Origin of the sequence: Neisseria sp. HMSC067G12, assembly GCF_001812725.1 — a bacterium.
Classification (GTDB): domain Bacteria; phylum Pseudomonadota; class Gammaproteobacteria; order Burkholderiales; family Neisseriaceae; genus Neisseria; species Neisseria perflava.
Genome location: NZ_KV810182.1, coordinates 90980 through 106893, shown reverse-complemented (window position 1 = coordinate 106893; position 15914 = coordinate 90980). Strand labels below are relative to the sequence as shown.

General features: G+C 49.4%; 15 protein-coding genes and 1 pseudogene. 4 read left to right on the top strand and 12 right to left on the bottom strand.

What is annotated here, in order from left to right:
• Positions 1-75: 75 nt before the first annotated feature.
• From HMPREF2871_RS00585 to HMPREF2871_RS00560, 6 genes are all read right to left on the bottom strand, one after another.
• Positions 76-648 (bottom strand): hypothetical protein, encoded by a 573-nt coding sequence (locus HMPREF2871_RS00585; protein ID WP_004520009.1) that lies wholly within the window; start codon positions 646-648, stop codon positions 76-78.
• Positions 649-738: 90 nt separating this feature from the next.
• Complete coding sequence (locus tag HMPREF2871_RS00580) at positions 739-1245, bottom strand: hypothetical protein (protein ID WP_003685697.1); 507 nt, start codon at positions 1243-1245, stop codon at positions 739-741.
• Positions 1246-1694: 449 nt separating this feature from the next.
• Entirely contained in the window at positions 1695-3485 is a 1791-nt protein-coding gene (locus tag HMPREF2871_RS00575; RefSeq protein WP_049344187.1) for an assimilatory sulfite reductase (NADPH) flavoprotein subunit, read from the bottom strand.
• A gap of 190 nt (positions 3486-3675) precedes the next feature.
• A complete protein-coding gene (locus HMPREF2871_RS00570) occupies positions 3676-3999 on the bottom strand; it encodes a DMT family transporter (protein WP_004520006.1) in 324 nt (107 codons plus the stop codon).
• A gap of 27 nt (positions 4000-4026) precedes the next feature.
• On the bottom strand, positions 4027-4896 hold the full coding sequence (locus HMPREF2871_RS00565; protein ID WP_049344189.1) for an ABC transporter six-transmembrane domain-containing protein: 870 nt from the start codon (positions 4894-4896) through the stop codon (positions 4027-4029).
• Positions 4897-4907: 11 nt separating this feature from the next.
• Positions 4908-5333 (bottom strand): MarR family winged helix-turn-helix transcriptional regulator, encoded by a 426-nt coding sequence (locus HMPREF2871_RS00560; protein ID WP_070647842.1) that lies wholly within the window; start codon positions 5331-5333, stop codon positions 4908-4910.
• Between the two features lie 182 nt (positions 5334-5515).
• Here HMPREF2871_RS00560 and yddG point away from each other — a divergent pair, with 182 nt between their 5' ends.
• On the top strand, positions 5516-6430 hold the full coding sequence (gene yddG, locus HMPREF2871_RS00555; RefSeq protein WP_049344252.1) for an aromatic amino acid DMT transporter YddG: 915 nt from the start codon (positions 5516-5518) through the stop codon (positions 6428-6430).
• Positions 6431-6559: 129 nt separating this feature from the next.
• Positions 6560-7870, top strand: a complete 1311-nt coding sequence (locus tag HMPREF2871_RS00550) for a sulfate adenylyltransferase subunit 1 (RefSeq protein ID WP_049344193.1) — start codon at positions 6560-6562, stop codon at positions 7868-7870.
• 74 nt (positions 7871-7944) lie between these two features.
• Here the strand turns inward: HMPREF2871_RS00550 and glyA are convergent, their stop codons facing one another.
• Positions 7945-9195, bottom strand: coding sequence for a serine hydroxymethyltransferase (gene glyA, locus HMPREF2871_RS00545; RefSeq protein WP_004520001.1), 1251 nt, complete (start codon positions 9193-9195; stop codon positions 7945-7947).
• A 133-nt stretch (positions 9196-9328) separates the two neighbouring features.
• Positions 9329-9703 (bottom strand): hypothetical protein, encoded by a 375-nt coding sequence (locus HMPREF2871_RS00540; RefSeq protein WP_039862199.1) that lies wholly within the window; start codon positions 9701-9703, stop codon positions 9329-9331.
• Between the two features lie 221 nt (positions 9704-9924).
• On the opposite strand from HMPREF2871_RS00540, the gene HMPREF2871_RS00535 reads away from it, so the two are divergent.
• Together HMPREF2871_RS00535 and HMPREF2871_RS00530 are read left to right on the top strand one after the other, a co-directional pair.
• Complete coding sequence (locus HMPREF2871_RS00535) at positions 9925-10143, top strand: HP1242/YdcH family protein (protein WP_003746288.1); 219 nt, start codon at positions 9925-9927, stop codon at positions 10141-10143.
• 231 nt (positions 10144-10374) lie between these two features.
• Positions 10375-12576 (top strand): FepA family TonB-dependent siderophore receptor, encoded by a 2202-nt coding sequence (locus HMPREF2871_RS00530; RefSeq protein WP_049344195.1) that lies wholly within the window; start codon positions 10375-10377, stop codon positions 12574-12576.
• Positions 12577-12756: 180 nt separating this feature from the next.
• Here HMPREF2871_RS00530 and HMPREF2871_RS00525 read toward each other — a convergent pair.
• The 4 genes and pseudogenes from HMPREF2871_RS00525 to HMPREF2871_RS11830 form a co-directional block, all read right to left on the bottom strand.
• Positions 12757-13418, bottom strand: a pseudogene (locus HMPREF2871_RS00525) (NAD(P)H-dependent oxidoreductase).
• 236 nt (positions 13419-13654) lie between these two features.
• Positions 13655-15052, bottom strand: coding sequence for an aspartate ammonia-lyase (gene aspA / locus HMPREF2871_RS00520; RefSeq protein WP_049344197.1), 1398 nt, complete (start codon positions 15050-15052; stop codon positions 13655-13657).
• 89 nt (positions 15053-15141) lie between these two features.
• Positions 15142-15342, bottom strand: a complete 201-nt coding sequence (locus HMPREF2871_RS00515; protein ID WP_004519993.1) for a hypothetical protein — start codon at positions 15340-15342, stop codon at positions 15142-15144.
• A gap of 191 nt (positions 15343-15533) precedes the next feature.
• Complete coding sequence (locus tag HMPREF2871_RS11830) at positions 15534-15680, bottom strand: hypothetical protein (protein ID WP_049336812.1); 147 nt, start codon at positions 15678-15680, stop codon at positions 15534-15536.
• Between the last annotated feature and the right edge of the window lie 234 nt (positions 15681-15914).

Below are 15914 nucleotides of genomic sequence, written 5' to 3'. Positions count from 1 at the left end.
GCCGTCTGAAAATCAGATTTTCAGACGGCCTTTTATATTGTGCGTATTTATATTAAAGATGGAATATAAACCGAATCAGCGACGGCGGCCAAAGCCCCGACCCATACTTGGGCGGCGGTAGTTGGAAGGCTGACGCGCGGTTTCGCGGTAACGCTGTTGCTGTTGAGCGTTTTGTTGCTGGGCACGCAGGGTGCGCGTATTCAGCTGTTGGCTGGTGCGTCTGTTTGGACGTGCGGTTTGATAATAGTTGGCACGGGCTTGACGTGCAATCGGGCTGTTTTGATTGCTTGCCTGTGTGAATTTGTTGGCCAATGCGTTGCCGATAAATGCACCGGCTGCCGCGCCCACCAAGCTTTGCAGCAGCCAGCTGCCGGTGGATTGGTCGTAGATATATTGTTGGCCGTCTGTACCGGTTACCGGTTGGCCGTTGTTGCCGTTGGCTTGTGCCTCGGCAGGAATGGTGTCTTTCACGGCTTCAGGCGTGAGCTGGTAAACCGTATTGTCTTCTTGTTGGCCGTTTTGTTGTGCCAACTGTTGTTGTAATGCTTCGATTTGTTTTTGTTGCTGCTCAAGCTGCGCTTGGGTATTGTCTTTGCAGGCAGCAAGGGCAAAAGTGGAAAGGGCGGCTAAGGCAATCAGTTTTTTCATTGTTTTTCCTGAGAGAAGTTTGTCTTTGCCGAGATTTCGGCGGAGTGTGTTCGCCTAATATTAAACCATTTCCCTGTTTTTCAAGTAGTTTTACAAAATAATATTGGAAAGTTGCGCTGCAAATGCACGGCTGTTGGCAGCCAGATTGCCCAGTGCGGGCATTTCGTGTTCGGTTTCGATAATCAGCAGGTTGGCAGGGCGGCGGGTGTGCAGGGACATTTGCATTTCAGCGGGAGAGAAGGGCATGTGATGGCGTTTGGCGAAAGCTTCGGCGCGTTTGTTGGCGGTTTTGAGCATAGGCAGCAGGGTAATGTCCAAATGGAAACGGCGTACGCCCAAAACCAAAATACGCGCTGCGAAGAAATCCGCTTCATCAGTAAAAACGTTGGGGCTGCTTTGATTGAAGTCGTGGCGCTCTGCGGCAATCAAGGTCGCGATGGTGCGTACTTGCGGAATCAGGGCTTCGCTGATGAGGCTGTCAGGCGAATCAGGCAAAGTGTGCATGTTGAGCATGCTGTGGTGGCTGTTGCTGTCAACGACCATGCGGCAGGTGTGTAACATTTGTGTTTGGCTGTGGATTTTAGTTGAGGCAGTCATGGCTGTATTCCTTATTTCTTAAAAATGGGTGGATTTAAGCGGCCATGGTGGGTATAAAAAAAGCCGCTCAAATGAGGCGGCTCTAATTTGCGTATTTTCAATTTGGTCTGTTTTAGACAAGCGCAAAAAAGTACCGCACGTTTGTGTGGTACCAATAGAAGAAAGTAGCAGAGCGTTGCGCGGTTTGCATGATGAAAATACGTCTTTAATGTATAAAAGAATGGAACGTAGTTTAAAACAAGAATGCCAGTAATTTCAATATCCAATCGACAAAACCCACCAATAAATCTACAAGTTGTTGTAATCCTTCCAATTTATTTTCTTTCGAGTGAGTCAAATTTGCACAATTATAATGCAAAACCGGGTGAATTGATAACAATCCGAGCAGGCTCTTTAAAAAGGCCGTCTGAAAACTGAATTTCAGACGGCCTTTATTTTTGTTTATCCAATCAATAAATGTCGCGTTGGTAGCGTTTGTCTTCGCGCAGGTCGTTGAGGTAGTCTTCGGCTTCGTCACGGCTGAGTTTGCCTTGGGTTTCGATGACTTCGATCAGGGCGTTTTCGACATCGCGTGCCATGCGTGTAGCGTCGCCGCAGACGTAGATGTGTGCGCCTTGTTGCAGCCAGTTCCAAACTTCGGCGGCGCGTTCGGTGATTTTGTGTTGGACATAGACTTTGTGTTCGCCTTGTCGGCTCCATGCGAGGTCGGCGCGGGTGAGGAGGCCGTCTTTGCGCCAATCGCTCCATTCGAGTTGGTAGAGGAAGTCGTCGGCTAGGCGTTGGTTGCCGAAGAAGAGCCAGTTTTTGCCGCTGTCGCCATTGGCGGCGCGTTGTTGCATGAAGGAGCGGAAGGGGGCAACACCTGTGCCTGCGCCGATCATGATGATGGGTGTATCGCCCTTTTGGGGCAGGCAGAAGTTGGGGTTGGGTTCGACAAAGACACGGATTTCGCTGCCTTCTTCGAGGCGTTCGCCCAAGTAGCCGGAAGCTGCACCGGTGTAGGTGTGGTCGTGGTGGTCGAAACGGACGACGCCGATGGTGAGGTGGACTTCTTCGCCGACTTCATCTTGTGCGGAGGCGATGGAGTAAAGGCGAGGGGTTTGTGGACGGAAGAGGCTGTATAGGGTTTGTGCGTCCAGTGGGTGCGGATAGGCGGCAAGTACGCCTACGGGCGGTGTGGCGGCGAGGTAGGCATCCAGTTGGGCTTTATCTGCAACTATGGTTTTGAGTTCCTCGTTGTTTGTTAATTCGGCGTATTGTTGGACGAATGCCGGTGTGTTTTGGGTGATGTCTGCGGATTCGGTCAGGGCGGTGCGGATGTCGGTTTCGCGGCCGTCTGAAAGTTGGACGGTTTCGTTGCCGTTCAGTTGGTTGAGGTCGAGGATTTCTTGAACGAGGTCGGCGGAATTAAGCGGCCATACGCCGAGCGCGTCGCCTGCCTGATAATACAAACCTGAGCCGCTGAGATCGATTTCGATGTGTTCGACGTCTTTTTCCGCGTCGCGCGAGGTGATTTTTTGGCGCACGGATAGGGTGGCTATGTAGGGGTTTTCTTTGGTGTAGATGGCATCGTTGCTTGGTGTGGCTGAGCTGTTTGGTGCAGCGGTTGTACTTGGACTTGTTGCTTGGGCGGTTAACTCAGCCACTTTGGGTACGACGGCGGCAATCCATGCGTCGGCATCGGCCTGGAATTCTAAGTCGCAAATGCCCAAGTCGTTCAGACGGCCTGCACCCAGTTCGGCAAATTTGGCATCAAAGTCTTTGCCTGCTTGGCAGAAGTTGGGATAGGAGGAATCGCCAAGGCCCAAGACGGCAAAGGTGAGTTTGCTGAGATCAGGTTTCTTTTTGCCGTAGATGAATTTGTACAAGGGTAGGGCTTCTTCGGGCGGTTCGCCTTCGCCTTGGGTGGAGGTAACCAAAAGGACGATGTCTTCGTCGGGCAGGGTTTTGCTTTTGAAATCGCCTGCGCTGCTGAGGCGGGCTTCTACGCCGGCGGCTTGAAGTTTGGCGTGTAGGGATTCGGCAACGCTGCGGGCATTGCCGGTTTGGGAGGCGGAGAGGACTAACACGCGGCGGCTGACTGCCGAAGCGGCCGTTTGCAGGGCAGATGGTTCGGCTACTATACCGGATACGCCTTGGCTTTGCGCCCAGCAATAGCCGGAGAGCCAGGCAAGTTGGGTGGGGGATAGTGTGGAGAGTTGGACGGAGAGTTCGGGGGGAAGCGGATTGGCTTGGCTCATTTGGATTCCTTTATTGGACGGCTATAACCGATTGTTTGAATAATGGACAGTCGCCACTTTAAACAGGCCGTCTGAAAAAAGGAAAGAATGCTTGGTTTTAATTTAAGATGATTTCGTTATATTCGGGAAGGTATTAGGCCGTCTGAGCATACCTGTTCAGACGGCCTTGGATTGGATAGAAACGAGATTTTCAGTTTCCGCTGGAGAGTTTCATCACTACGACGCCGGAGATGATGAGAAATGCGCCAAGCCAGCGGCCGAAGTTGGCAGCATCGTTGAAAAATACAACGCCTACCAAAAAAGCCCCTGCCGCGCCTATGCCTGTCCAGACGGCGTAGGCTGTACCCATCGGAATACTTTTTTGGGCAAGGTAAAGGAAGTATCCGCTGCCGACGATGCAGGCAAGCGCGGCGGCAAAGCCATGCCAGCGGTAGCCTTCCTGTTGTGCCAGCTTCAAGCCCAATGGCCAGCCGATTTCCAGCATACCGGCTAAGATTAAATAAAACCAACTCATAATATGTCCTGATAGTGTGTTAAGGTTTCAGACGGCCTTAGAAAGATTGTTTTCTTCCGAGAGTTCAACGCGTTGTCCGATATCTTTTAGATTGGAGTATTGTTCGACCAAGCGCGGTACATCGTCCAAGCTCATTGCAAACATCCATAAATAAGTGCTGACGGAATAGATATGGCCGGCGCTTCCGTAGCCTTTAAGCGTCATGTGTATAAAGGCGAAGCCGAACAATACGCTCATCGCCATACCGATACTGAGATAGCCTAAGGCTTCGCGGTTGGAAATCAGCACGCGTAGTTTGGCAAACCAGCCATAGTGGCGGTAGAGCTGATGCTCGTTGCCGTCGCGAATAAGGTGGTTGTCGCGTTCAAGCCGGTTGTTTAAACGGAAATATAGGTTTTCGCTGATGGCGGCAAAACGCGGCAGCAACCATAAAAACAGGGCAAGTATCGCGACAGCCAATACGCCCACCCAAAATTCCAGTATCAGCAACATCATACATGCACCGAAGATGGAGACCAGCGAAGTAGCAGCGATGGGCAGGTGTTCTTCAAAAAAACTGACAAACTCACGCGATAGGGCGACGCGTGCGGTAATGGCGGAATGCGGTACTTCTCGTTTGCGCTGTTCCAAGACGACCGGGACGGCGATTTCGGTATAGATTTGGGTAAATGTGCGCGTATCGGCTGCTCGGCGGGCGGCTCCGATTATCCACATTAATAAAACCACCACACCATACAACATTGCCTGCCAGACGTTGCCTTCCATAACGGCATTAATTGCCCAGCCGCCAAACACGGGATATACCAGTAAGAGCAGATTATCCAAGCCGACGAGAGAGAAGGTTGTGATGAGTTTGCGGCGGTGTGTCTGACCGATGTGTTTCAACATTTTCCACATGGTTGCCCTCCTTATTTAGTATTGAGGGTTTGCGCCATTAATTCGGCCAACGCGTCCAAATCGGTAAACAGTCGGGCTGCACGTTTTTCACCGAAGGCGGTAAAAATTCGTTTGCTGAATTCCTGCATGTTTTGCACCAATGGTGCAGCGGATTCTTTGCCTTGCTCGGTCAGCGACAATAAGCGTTCGCGTTTGTCTTGTTCGCTTTCTTGAAATGTCAGCAAGCCTTGTTCCGCCAGCGTTTTGCATGTGCCGGAAACGGTTTGCTTGGGCAGGCTCCATTCTTCGCCTATGTATTTTTGAGTGCGGCTGCCTTCGGTGGCCAAGGTGTAGAGAACGGCGAAGGTATTGTAGTTGGTGTTTTGCTGTTTAATCCATTGGTCAAATGCGCTGTCTATGTGGCTGATACGCATGCCAAGTTGGTCGAGCTGATTCATAAATTGGTCTCAATATTGACTAATTGAATGCGGATTATAGTCATGTTTAGGACTAATTGCAAATAGAGGGCCGTCTGAAACAATCATTTTCAGACGGCCTTGAAACCGTTAAAATAATTAATGTAGAAACGATATATTCAAACTACGATAAATCTAATAAAACCATCTTCAGCACATACGCCATGATTCATTTCTTATCTCAAAACATCTCCTCCAAACAAGCCACTGCCATCGGGTTGCTTGCCGTTGCTTTGTGGAGCTTCGTCATTTCTCTGATACGCTCTTTGAGCCTGCATATGGGGGCAGTGGGCGGCGCGGCAATGATGTACACACTGTCCACCGTATTGATTTGGCTGATTTTCGGCCGACCGCATTTGCGTAATTACAATCGCAGCTATCTGTTTTGGGCGAGCGTGTTTTTTGTTGGCTGCGAACTGTGTTTGTCGCTATCGGTCGGTTTTGCGCAAAACGCGAGACAGGCGGTGGAGATCGGCATGGTCAATTATTTGTGGCCGACGTTTACCATCGTTGGAGCGGTATATTTCAACAAACAGCCGTCAAAATGGTGGATAGTCATCGGCTTTGTGCTGTCGTTTTTAGGGATTGCCACTGTATTGGGCGGCGATGTCGGCTTGTCGATTTCCGGCATCTACCACAATGTCCGCACTAATCCCGGCGGCTACATCATGGCATTTGCGGACGCAGTGTTTTGGGCGGCATATTGCACGCTGACGGCGCGCGTGAAAGCGGAAGGCAGCAGCGTCGGCTTTTTCTTTGCGCTGGTGTCGATACTGTTGTGGATAGAGTATTTTCTCAGCGGCGCGGATACGTTGAGTTTTGATTCCGTATCGCTCGGCTATGCCGTTGCCGCCGCGTCTTGTATGGGCTTGGGCTATGCAGTGTGGAATATCGGTATTTCGCGCGGCAACCTGACCGTATTGGCGGGCGCATCTTATTTCATTCCGGTATTGTCTGCGGTAGTGTCCTCGTTTTTGATCAGCGCGCCTTTGTCCATGACGTTTTGGCAGGGGGCGGGAATGGTGTGTTTAGGATCGATTGTATGTTGGTTGGCGACCCGGAGAAAACAGATGGTGTGAAGCAATATCCCATAGCTTTGCGATATAACGAAAACAGCTTTTTTAACAACCAAACATTCTTTCCCATTTTCAGACGGCCTGTTTAAAGTAGCAGTCAGTTTGAGAAATCACGAGAAATGGGAAAGAATCATGACCGCAGCTTCCGCTCCACTTTTACGCTTCATTACCGCCGGCAGTGTCGATGACGGCAAATCCACCCTCATCGGCCGCCTGCTCTACGACAGCAAAACCCTGCTGACCGACCAGCTTGACAAGCTCAACCGCGCTGCTGAAAACGGCGAAACGCCTGATTTTGCCAGCCTGACAGACGGCCTTGCCGCCGAGCGCGAACAAGGCATTACCATTGACGTGGCCTACCGTTATTTCGCCACGCCCAAACGCAAATTCATCATTGCCGATACGCCGGGACATGAGCAATACACGCGTAATATGGTTACCGGCGCATCGACTGCCGATGCAGCCATTATTTTGGTCGATGCCACGCGCGTCGATTTTTCCGGCAACGAACCTGTCCTCCTTCCGCAAACCAAACGCCACAGCGCGATTCTGAAACTCTTGGGCTGCCCCAACATCATCGTCGCCGTCAACAAACTCGACCTGCTCGACTTTGACGAAGCCAAATATCAAGCCATTACCGAGGCCTACCGCAAACTGGCGGAACAAATCGGCCTCAAAGCACAAATCCACTTCCTGCCCATCAGCGCCTTAAAAGGCGACAATATCGTCAATGCCAGCAGCCAAACCCCATGGTATCAAGGGTTGCCGCTTTTGCCTTTGCTTGAAAGCCTGCCCGTCAACCGTCAAAATGCCGCCGACCAAGCCGCGCACTTTCCCGTACAACGCGTGGCGCGCCAAGACGGCAGCAGCAGTGACGACTTCCGCGGCTATCAAGGCAGATTGGAAGCGGGCCGTCTGAAAGTGGGCGATGAAGTCAAAGTTTTACCCAGCGGCCATGTTGCCAAAGTTGCCGAAATCTATAATGCCAACGGTAAAACCGAATCTGCCGAGGCAGGGGAAGTGTTGACTGTTGTTTTGGATACGGACATCGATATTTCACGCGGCAACAGCATTGTTTCAGCCGACAGCGGCATTGTTCCCGAACAACAATTTCAAGCCGCGCTTTGCTGGTTTGACGATATTCCGCTCAATCTGCGCCGTAAATATTTGCTGAAACACACTACCCAAGCCATGCCCGTAAAAATCAGCGAAATTTCCTATGTTTGGGACGTGAACACCCTCAGCCGTGTCGAATCCGCCGAAACGCTCAAGCTCAACGACATCGGCAGCGTCAGCTTCAAAACCCAGCAGCCGCTTGCTGCTGCCGCATACGAAGACAACCATGCACAAGGCGCGTTTATTTTGATTGACGAAGCCACCAACCATACTGTCGCGGCAGGCATGATACGCAAAGTCAGCAAGGCAAACAGTTTTGAAATTTAAAAGAAAAGTTGCAATAAAAAAAAAGGCCGTCTGAAGTTTCAGACGGCCTGTTATTTTATCCAAGTCGGAAATGCTTATGCGCCGTAAACCGGATATTTATTGCACAAAGCAGTCACTTGTTCGCGGACTTTGGCGAGGTTGGCTTCGTCTTCAGGATTGGCTAATACGTCGGCAACCAAGTTCGCCAATACGCGCGCGTCAGCTTCGTTAAAGCCGCGTGTGGTCATGGCGGCGGAGCCGATGCGGATGCCGGAGGTAACGAATGGTTTTTCCGGATCATTCGGGATGGCGTTTTTGTTGACGGTAATGTGAGCTTTGCCCAAAGCGGCTTCGGCGGCTTTGCCGGTGATTTTCATCGGTTGCAGGTCAACGAGGAAAACGTGGCTTTCAGTACGGCCGGAAACGATGCGCAAACCGCGTTTGACCAACTCTTCCGCCATGGCGGCAGCATTGATTTTCACTTGTTTTGCGTATTGTTTGAACTCAGGTTGCAACGCTTCTTTAAACGCTACGGCTTTGGCAGCGATAACGTGCATCAACGGACCGCCTTGCAGGCTTGGGAAGATGGAAGAGTTCAGCGCTTTTTCGTGGGTATTGTCACGGCACAAAATCACACCGCCGCGAGGACCGCGCAGGGTTTTGTGGGTGGTGGTGGTCACGAAGTCGCAGAATGGCACCGGGTTAGGATATTCGCCGCCGGCAATCAGACCCGCATAGTGCGCCATGTCGACAAAAAGGTATGCGCCGACTTTATCGGCGATTTCGCGGAATTTTGCCCAGTCGATTTGCAACGCGTAGGCAGATGCACCGGCCACAATCATTTTAGGTTTATGTTCAAGAGCCAAGCGTTCCACTTCGGCATAATCGAGAACTTCGTTTTCATCCAAACCATAAGTAATGGCGTTGTAGAGTTTGCCGGAGATGTTAACGCTTGCGCCATGGGTCAAGTGGCCGCCGTGTGCCAGAGACATGCCCAAAATGGTGTCGCCCGGTTTCAAAACTGAAGCATATACGGCTTGGTTGGCTTGCGAGCCGGAGTGCGGTTGGACATTGACATATTCTGCGCCAAACAACTCTTTAGCGCGGTCAATCGCCAATTGTTCGACAATATCAACGTATTCGCAGCCACCGTAGTAGCGTTTGCCAGGATAGCCTTCGGCGTATTTGTTGGTCAATTGCGAACCTTGGGCTTCCATAACGGCACAGCTGACGTAGTTTTCAGAGGCGATTAGCTCGACGTGGTCTTGCTGGCGCTTGTCTTCTTGGGCGATGGCTGCTGCCAAATCGGGGTCATATTGTGCGAGGGTAACGCTTTTTGAAAACATGTTCTCGATTCCTTTGTGATGGGCTGAAAATATGGGATGGAGTGCTGCGGATTGGTTCAAGATGAACTATTTTTCTTGCATTGTCAACAATTGTGTCGGGTGTTTGGTTTCAGACGGCCTGAGATTGAAGGGTTTATTTGAAAATATCATCTTGTTTTAAATGAAAATCCATTTTTTCCAGAAGTGCGACCAAATCGGATTCGGCTTGGGCGGCTTTAAGATTTTTTGCCAGTTCTACCAAGGCTACTGCATTTAATCGTTCTTTCTCCAACCGTAGAGCTTCTTCGCTGAAGATTTTGATATTGTCTGCCGATTCGGCGGCATCTATTTTTTCAAATGGATAAAATGATTCTTCGTGCACGGCCAAGCCGTCGGGCAGGGGCGCGGCATGGTTGAAATCGGCATCATTGACCGGCATCCATGAAGGATGGTTTTCAAGCAGGATAAATTGTCCGTCCATGCCGTTGATATGACGGAATAGGGTGGTTCGGCCATTGTGTAAACGCATAAGCCCGATTGTATGCCCAAGTCGGCAAACCGTCTATAAACCCGTTTCTTTCCATTGGGACGATGGCTGATGGTGATATTATTAATTTTGACATAAAACAGTTTCGGCTTAAAAAAGACTGGATAAAACGCCCGTGTTTGTTATAATGAAGCTAAAGATTAATTCGTCCTAGTTTTTGGCAGCAGTACTTTTTTATTTAATTAACAAGAGAGGAAAACAAAATGTTTCCAGAATATCGCGATCTGATTTCTAAACTGAAACAAGAGGATGCACACTTTGCCCGTTTGTTTGAGGAGCACAACGAGCTGGACGATAAAATTACCGGTTTGGTGAATAATGTGGTAACCAGCGGCGCCGAAGAAATCGAGGAGCTGAAAAAAGCCAAACTCAAACTCAAAGACGAATTGTATGCCCTTTTGCAAAAAGCAGCAGGCAAATAATTAAAATTTGAATAAGGCCGTCTGAACGGTATGATGGAAATCTCAGATTCCCTTTCATGCCGGTTCAGACGGCCTTTTTAATTATTAGGCATTTGGTTATTTTTATTAGCTTAATTTAACGAATAATTGTAAATCACTCTTAATTGCATTGAAAACTCTGTTAAGTTTATTTAAAATCTCGAATAATTTTTATTTTGATTTTAAACAAACAAAACCAAGAGAAACAATGCAATGAAAACATTCACACTCGCCATTTTGCCTTTGGCGTTAATCAGCGCATTCTCACACGCAGCTGAAGAGAAAGCAGTTGAACAGGCTGAAGTCGATACCGTTTACGTTACTGCTGAGAAGCAACTGCAACAGTCGCTTGGCGTATCGCGTATTTCTAAAGACGATATCGACAAGCGTCCGGCCGTCAACGATATTTCCGAATTTGTCCGCACCATGCCGGGTGTCAACCTGACCGGCAATACAGCAACAGGTCAGCGTGGCAACAAACGCCAAATCGACTTGCGCGGTATGGGCCCTGAAAACACATTGATTCTGATTGACGGCAAGCCTGTGAACTCGCGCCAATCCGAGCGTATCAGTATGCGCGGTGAACGCAATACGCGCGGCGATAGCAACTGGGTGCCGGTTGAAGAAATTGAATCCATCACCGTTTTGCGCGGCCCGGCGGCAACACGTTACGGTTCCGGCGCGATGGGCGGCGTGGTCAATATCGTTACCAAAAAAGTGTCTAAAGAATTTAAAGGCCAGGTCAATCTTTACGCCAATCAGCCGCAAGACAGCAAAGAAGGCGCAACCCGCCGTATCGGCTTCAATTTGAGCGGCCCGATTATCCAAGATACTTTGGGCTTCCGCATTTACGGCAACCTGAATAAAACGGATGCAGATGCAGCCGATATCAATGCCGGACACGGCAACGACAGCGCGGCTGGTGTCGAAGGCGTACGCAATAAAGACATTGCCGGCCGTCTGCAATGGAAAATCAGCCCTGCGCAAACATTGATTTTAGACAGCAGCTACAGCCGTCAGGGCAATATCTACAACGGCGATACGCAAAACAGCAATCCACGTTCCGCTTTAGTTAATTCTTTGGCCGACAGCAAAGCTGAAACTGCCCGTTTATATCGTTCCGCTTATTCTTTAACGCATGACGGCGCATGGGAATGGGGCGATACCAAAAACGTGATCAGTTATGAGCGTACAGTCAACAGCCACTTGCCGGAAGGTTTGGCCGGTGGTCCTGAAGGCAGCTATACAGGCTTGGATTTTGTTCAAAGCCGTCTGAAAAACCTGCGTTTCAGCAGCGAAGCGAATATTCCGTTTAAACTCGGTGTTGATAATGTATTGACGGTCGGCGCAGAATTTACGGACAGTAAGTTGGATGATCCTGCTTCCAATAGTCAGGGATTTAAAGACCAAGGTAAAACTGATGTGTTTGACGGTATTTCAGCGGTACGCGGCGGTAAGGCATCGCAACGTAACTGGGCAGCTTACGTTGAAGACAATATTTCGTTGACCGACAAAACCCATCTGATTCCGGCCATCCGTTTCGACCACAACAGTGACAGCGGCAGCAACTGGAGTCCGGCGTTGAACTTCTCGCATCAAATCGGCGAAAACTGGTTGGTCAAAGGCGGTATTGCCCGTGCGTATAAAGCGCCAAATCTGTATCAAACCAATCCTGACTTTATCCTGTACACGCGCGGTCAAGGTTGTCCGATTGATGCGCCGGGCAGTGTCCGTTGCTACTACATGGGTAATAATAATTTGAAACCCGAAACCAGTATTAATAAAGAGATTGGTCTTGAGTTCAATAAAAACGGCTGGCAGGCATCCGCGACTTATTTCCACAACGCGTACCGCAACAAAATCGTGATTGGTGAAAATATCATTGCCACCAGCAATATCGGCAACTGGCTTTTGCAATGGGAAAATACGCCGAAAGCGACTATTTCGGGTATCGAAGGCAACTTGGTGATTCCGTTGCATGACACACTTAAGTGGAGCAACAATTTCACTTATATGCACAAATCTGAAGATTATCAAGGCAATCCATTGTCTTTGGTGCCGAAGCATACCCTTAACAGCACGCTGTCTTGGACACCAAACGAACGTTTTGATGCCAACCTGACCTTTACCCACTACGGCCGTACCAAACCGCGTGGCGTGGCGATCAATAAACTGGAGCAAAACGGCAATCCGCGTGCAGGCGTGGCAGCGTTGTCTTCCGAACATAGCCAAACCCAAGTCGGCTCTTACGGTATTTGGGGCATTAATGCCGGCTACAACTGGAACAAACGCGTGGCCGTCCGTGGCGGTGTCAGCAACCTGTTCAATAAAAAACTGTACCGCACAACTGCCGGCGCACAAACATACAACGAACATGGCCGTGCTTTCTACGGCAGTTTGAAAGTATCGTTTTAAGTAGTAGCGTATTAAATCAGGCCGTCTGAAACGCTGTGAAATGAAATCTAGGATTTCTGACACAGGGTTTCAGACCGCCTTTTTATTTGGATTTGTAGCAGTCTTTGTTGTTACGGAATTTGCTTCTCTTTTAGAAAAAAATAAAAGGGCGGCATGGGCCGCCCTGAAAATCCAAACCGCTTATTCAACCCAAGTTACCATTTCTTCAATCGGTTTGCGTGCTTTTTTGGTAATTTCTTTGGCGCGATAGCCGAATGTTGCCGCTACGGATACGCCCCATTCGTTGGCATCAAACAGGCCTTCTGCCGCCAATACTTCGTTCATTTTGTCGTAGTTGAAGCCTTCGATTGGGCAGGAATCGATGCCGATGGCGGCTGCGCCAGTGAGCATATTGGCCAAAGCGATATAGGTTTGCTTGCTGCTCCAGTCGAAGAGCGCGCGTTGGTCGTCGGCAATTTTAATATCGGTTTCTTGGAAGCTTTTATATTTTGCCAACGCTTTTTCCAGCTGCTCGCCTTGCAAGCCCCTGCGTTCGGCAACGCTGCGGAAGAACGGGGTATCGTAACGGGCATTTTTCTTGGCAAGGATAATGACCAGATGGCTGCAGTCGTCCAGTTGCGATTGCATACCCCAGCTAAAAGGTTTGAGCTTTTCTCTCAAGGCTTTGTTTTGGATAACCAAAAATTTCCATGGCTCGGAACCGACAGAACTGGGCGAGAGGCGGGCAAATTCTAAAATCGCTGCAAAATTTTCTTGGCTGATTTTTTGTCGGGATCGTAATAACGGGTGGAGCAGCGATTTTCGAATACTTGCAGCATTTGTTCGCGTGTAATTTTACTCATTGGTTTTTCCTAATAAATGAAGATGTTATTTTGACCGTTTTGCCAATATCCGGTTTGCGTGAATTGGAGGAGGAAACAGGATAGGGCAGCACCATGTTAAATCAAACCCTGCGGTTAGGCTATCTTTTAATTTTGAATTCCGCAGAAAAAATCGATTAAGCATCAATATGAATATGAAAAGGCCGTCTGAAATTTTAAAAGTAAAGTTTCAGACGGCCTTTGATTTTAAACCCTGGTTACAGATGCGGATTCATCAGGTTTTCAGGAGAGAGGATGCGGTTGAGCTCTTCTTCGCTCAACAGGCCGCGCTCCAGTACGACTTCGCGCACGCCTTTGCCGGTTTGGGCGCAGATTTTGCCGACCAAATCGCCGTTGTGGTGGCCGATGTACGGATTCAGATAAGTGACCAAACCGATGGAGTTGAAAACATAGCGTTCGCAGATTTCGCGGTTGACCGTAATGCCTTTGACGCATTTTTCGGACAGGTTGACTGCGGCGTTGCCCAAGAGGGAAATGGTTTCAAACATACATTGGGCGATGACCGGCTCCATAACGTTCAGCTGTAACTGACCTGCTTCGGCTGCGAAAGTGATGGTGGTGTCGTTGCCGATGACTTTGAAGCAGACTTGGTTGACGACTTCGGGAATCACGGGATTGACTTTGGCAGGCATAATGGAAGAACCGGCCTGCAATTCAGGCAGGTTGATTTCTTTCAAACCAGCGCGCGGACCGGAAGAGAGCAGGCGCAAGTCGTTACAGATTTTAGACAGTTTGACGGCTGTGCGTTTCAATGCGCCGTGTACCATCACATATGCGCCGCAGTCGGAGGTCGCTTCGATCAGGTTTTCAGTCAGTTTGCAAGGCAGGCCGCTGACTTCGGAGAGTTTCTCAACAACCAAAGCCGCATAGCCTTTAGGCGTATTCACGCCGGTACCGATGGCTGTGGCGCCGAGGTTGACTTCAAGCAGTAGGGAGCGGGTACGGTCGAGGTTGAGGATTTCTTCTTCCAACAACACTTGGAAAGATTGAAACTCTTGTCCGGCAGTCATCGGCACGGCATCTTGAAGCTGGGTGCGGCCCATTTTCAAAACATCTTTAAACTCTTCGGCTTTTGCGGCAAAAGAGTTTTTCAAGATGGCCAGTTTGTCGAGCAATTCGCCGATGCTGTAATACACGGCAAGGCGGAAGCCGGTAGGGTAGGCGTCGTTGGTGGATTGGCTGGCGTTAACATGGTCCATCGGATTGACGATGTCGTAGTGGCCTTTTTCGTGACCCAAGACTTCTAATGCGAGGTTGGCAATGACTTCGTTGGTATTCATGTTGACCGAAGTACCGGCGCCGCCTTGATAAACGTCGGACGGGAATTGGTCGAGGCAGCGGCCTTTGACCAATACTTCATCGCAGGCTTTTTCGATGGCGGCCGCGATTTCCGGCTTGATGGCACCCAATGCGCCGTTGGCTTGCGCGGTGGCTTTTTTAACCATGACCATGCTGCGGACAAATTGCGGTACGTCGGAAATTTTTTGCGTGGAAATTTTAAAGTTTTCAATGGCGCGCAAAGTATGGATGCCCCAATATACTTCAGCAGGGATCTCGCGGTCGCCCAATAAATCGTGTTCGATTCGTACAGTCATTTCTCTTACCTTCTCGTATAGTTGTGTTGGTGTGCGTTATGCGTTTGGAACATTAGCCCAGTTTGGCAAGATTGTCCAGTCGGTAAGGCTTAATCGTCAGGGTGAAGGCGCGCTGCTTCGCGTTCCTTGGCAACCGTATCTTTGTCTTTCAGCTTCGCACCCAGGCCCAACATTTTTTCATATTCGGATTGTGGCGTTCCGTCATCCTGCATACCGAACGCGCTGGCGTTGACCCAGAGGGCGAGCAGGGAAACGATAATGGCGAAAAAGCTGACGATATACCAAAACATTTTTTTCTTCCTTGTGTGTCTGCGTGTGCAGATTGTTGTGGTTTGTAAAGATGTGAATGTAGCACAAACGCGGTTGGGTTTAAATTCTTCTCCCGCATCCTTTCATTGATTTACCTGTAATTGTTTAGAAAGGAAAAGGCCGTCTGAAAAGTAAGACTTTTCAGACGGCCTTGGGGGCTTTGTCGGGAAGATTAGCCGCCGCATGCGCCGCAGCAACCGCCTTCGCCATGACCGCCGCGTTTTTCTTCGTTGTTGATAACGGGCAGCTCGGTTTCTTCGGTTTGCTCTTTTTTATCTTCAGGCAAATCGTTTACTTTGATTTTGTTTTCTTCGGCCATGATACATCCTTTCAATGGATTGAGGAGTGGAAAGATTCATAAAGATAGCATCTTTAAACGAATAAACCAAGCAGCACAAAACTGCCTTGTGATAATGCCATGACTTGGAACAATAAATTTGCTTGTAAAAGCGTTAAGGCCGTCTGAAAAAATCCAAAGAGGAGTGTTGGTTTTATGGTTTGAAATGGCAGCAGAAAGATTTAAGAATGCTTGATTTGAAGGGATAAACTGACA

Excerpts from the sequence above, each read along its gene's own strand:
- HMPREF2871_RS00540 (WP_039862199.1), bottom strand. The coding sequence starts at position 9,703 with ATGCGTTTACACAATGGCCGAACCACCCTATTCCGTCATATCAACGGC.
- HMPREF2871_RS00565 (WP_049344189.1), bottom strand. The coding sequence starts at position 4,896 with ATGTGGAAAATGTTGAAACACATCGGTCAGACACACCGCCGCAAACTC.
- HMPREF2871_RS00560 (WP_070647842.1), bottom strand. The coding sequence starts at position 5,333 with ATGAATCAGCTCGACCAACTTGGCATGCGTATCAGCCACATAGACAGC.
- HMPREF2871_RS00580 (WP_003685697.1), bottom strand. The coding sequence starts at position 1,245 with ATGACTGCCTCAACTAAAATCCACAGCCAAACACAAATGTTACACACC.
- HMPREF2871_RS00570 (WP_004520006.1), bottom strand. The coding sequence starts at position 3,999 with ATGAGTTGGTTTTATTTAATCTTAGCCGGTATGCTGGAAATCGGCTGG.
- HMPREF2871_RS00530 (WP_049344195.1), top strand. The coding sequence starts at position 10,375 with ATGAAAACATTCACACTCGCCATTTTGCCTTTGGCGTTAATCAGCGCA.
- HMPREF2871_RS00550 (WP_049344193.1), top strand. The coding sequence starts at position 6,560 with ATGACCGCAGCTTCCGCTCCACTTTTACGCTTCATTACCGCCGGCAGT.
- HMPREF2871_RS00535 (WP_003746288.1), top strand. The coding sequence starts at position 9,925 with ATGTTTCCAGAATATCGCGATCTGATTTCTAAACTGAAACAAGAGGAT.
- aspA (WP_049344197.1), bottom strand. The coding sequence starts at position 15,052 with ATGACTGTACGAATCGAACACGATTTATTGGGCGACCGCGAGATCCCT.
- glyA (WP_004520001.1), bottom strand. The coding sequence starts at position 9,195 with ATGTTTTCAAAAAGCGTTACCCTCGCACAATATGACCCCGATTTGGCA.
- HMPREF2871_RS11830 (WP_049336812.1), bottom strand. The coding sequence starts at position 15,680 with ATGGCCGAAGAAAACAAAATCAAAGTAAACGATTTGCCTGAAGATAAA.
- HMPREF2871_RS00515 (WP_004519993.1), bottom strand. The coding sequence starts at position 15,342 with ATGTTTTGGTATATCGTCAGCTTTTTCGCCATTATCGTTTCCCTGCTC.
- yddG (WP_049344252.1), top strand. The coding sequence starts at position 5,516 with ATGATTCATTTCTTATCTCAAAACATCTCCTCCAAACAAGCCACTGCC.
- HMPREF2871_RS00585 (WP_004520009.1), bottom strand. The coding sequence starts at position 648 with ATGAAAAAACTGATTGCCTTAGCCGCCCTTTCCACTTTTGCCCTTGCT.
- HMPREF2871_RS00575 (WP_049344187.1), bottom strand. The coding sequence starts at position 3,485 with ATGAGCCAAGCCAATCCGCTTCCCCCCGAACTCTCCGTCCAACTCTCC.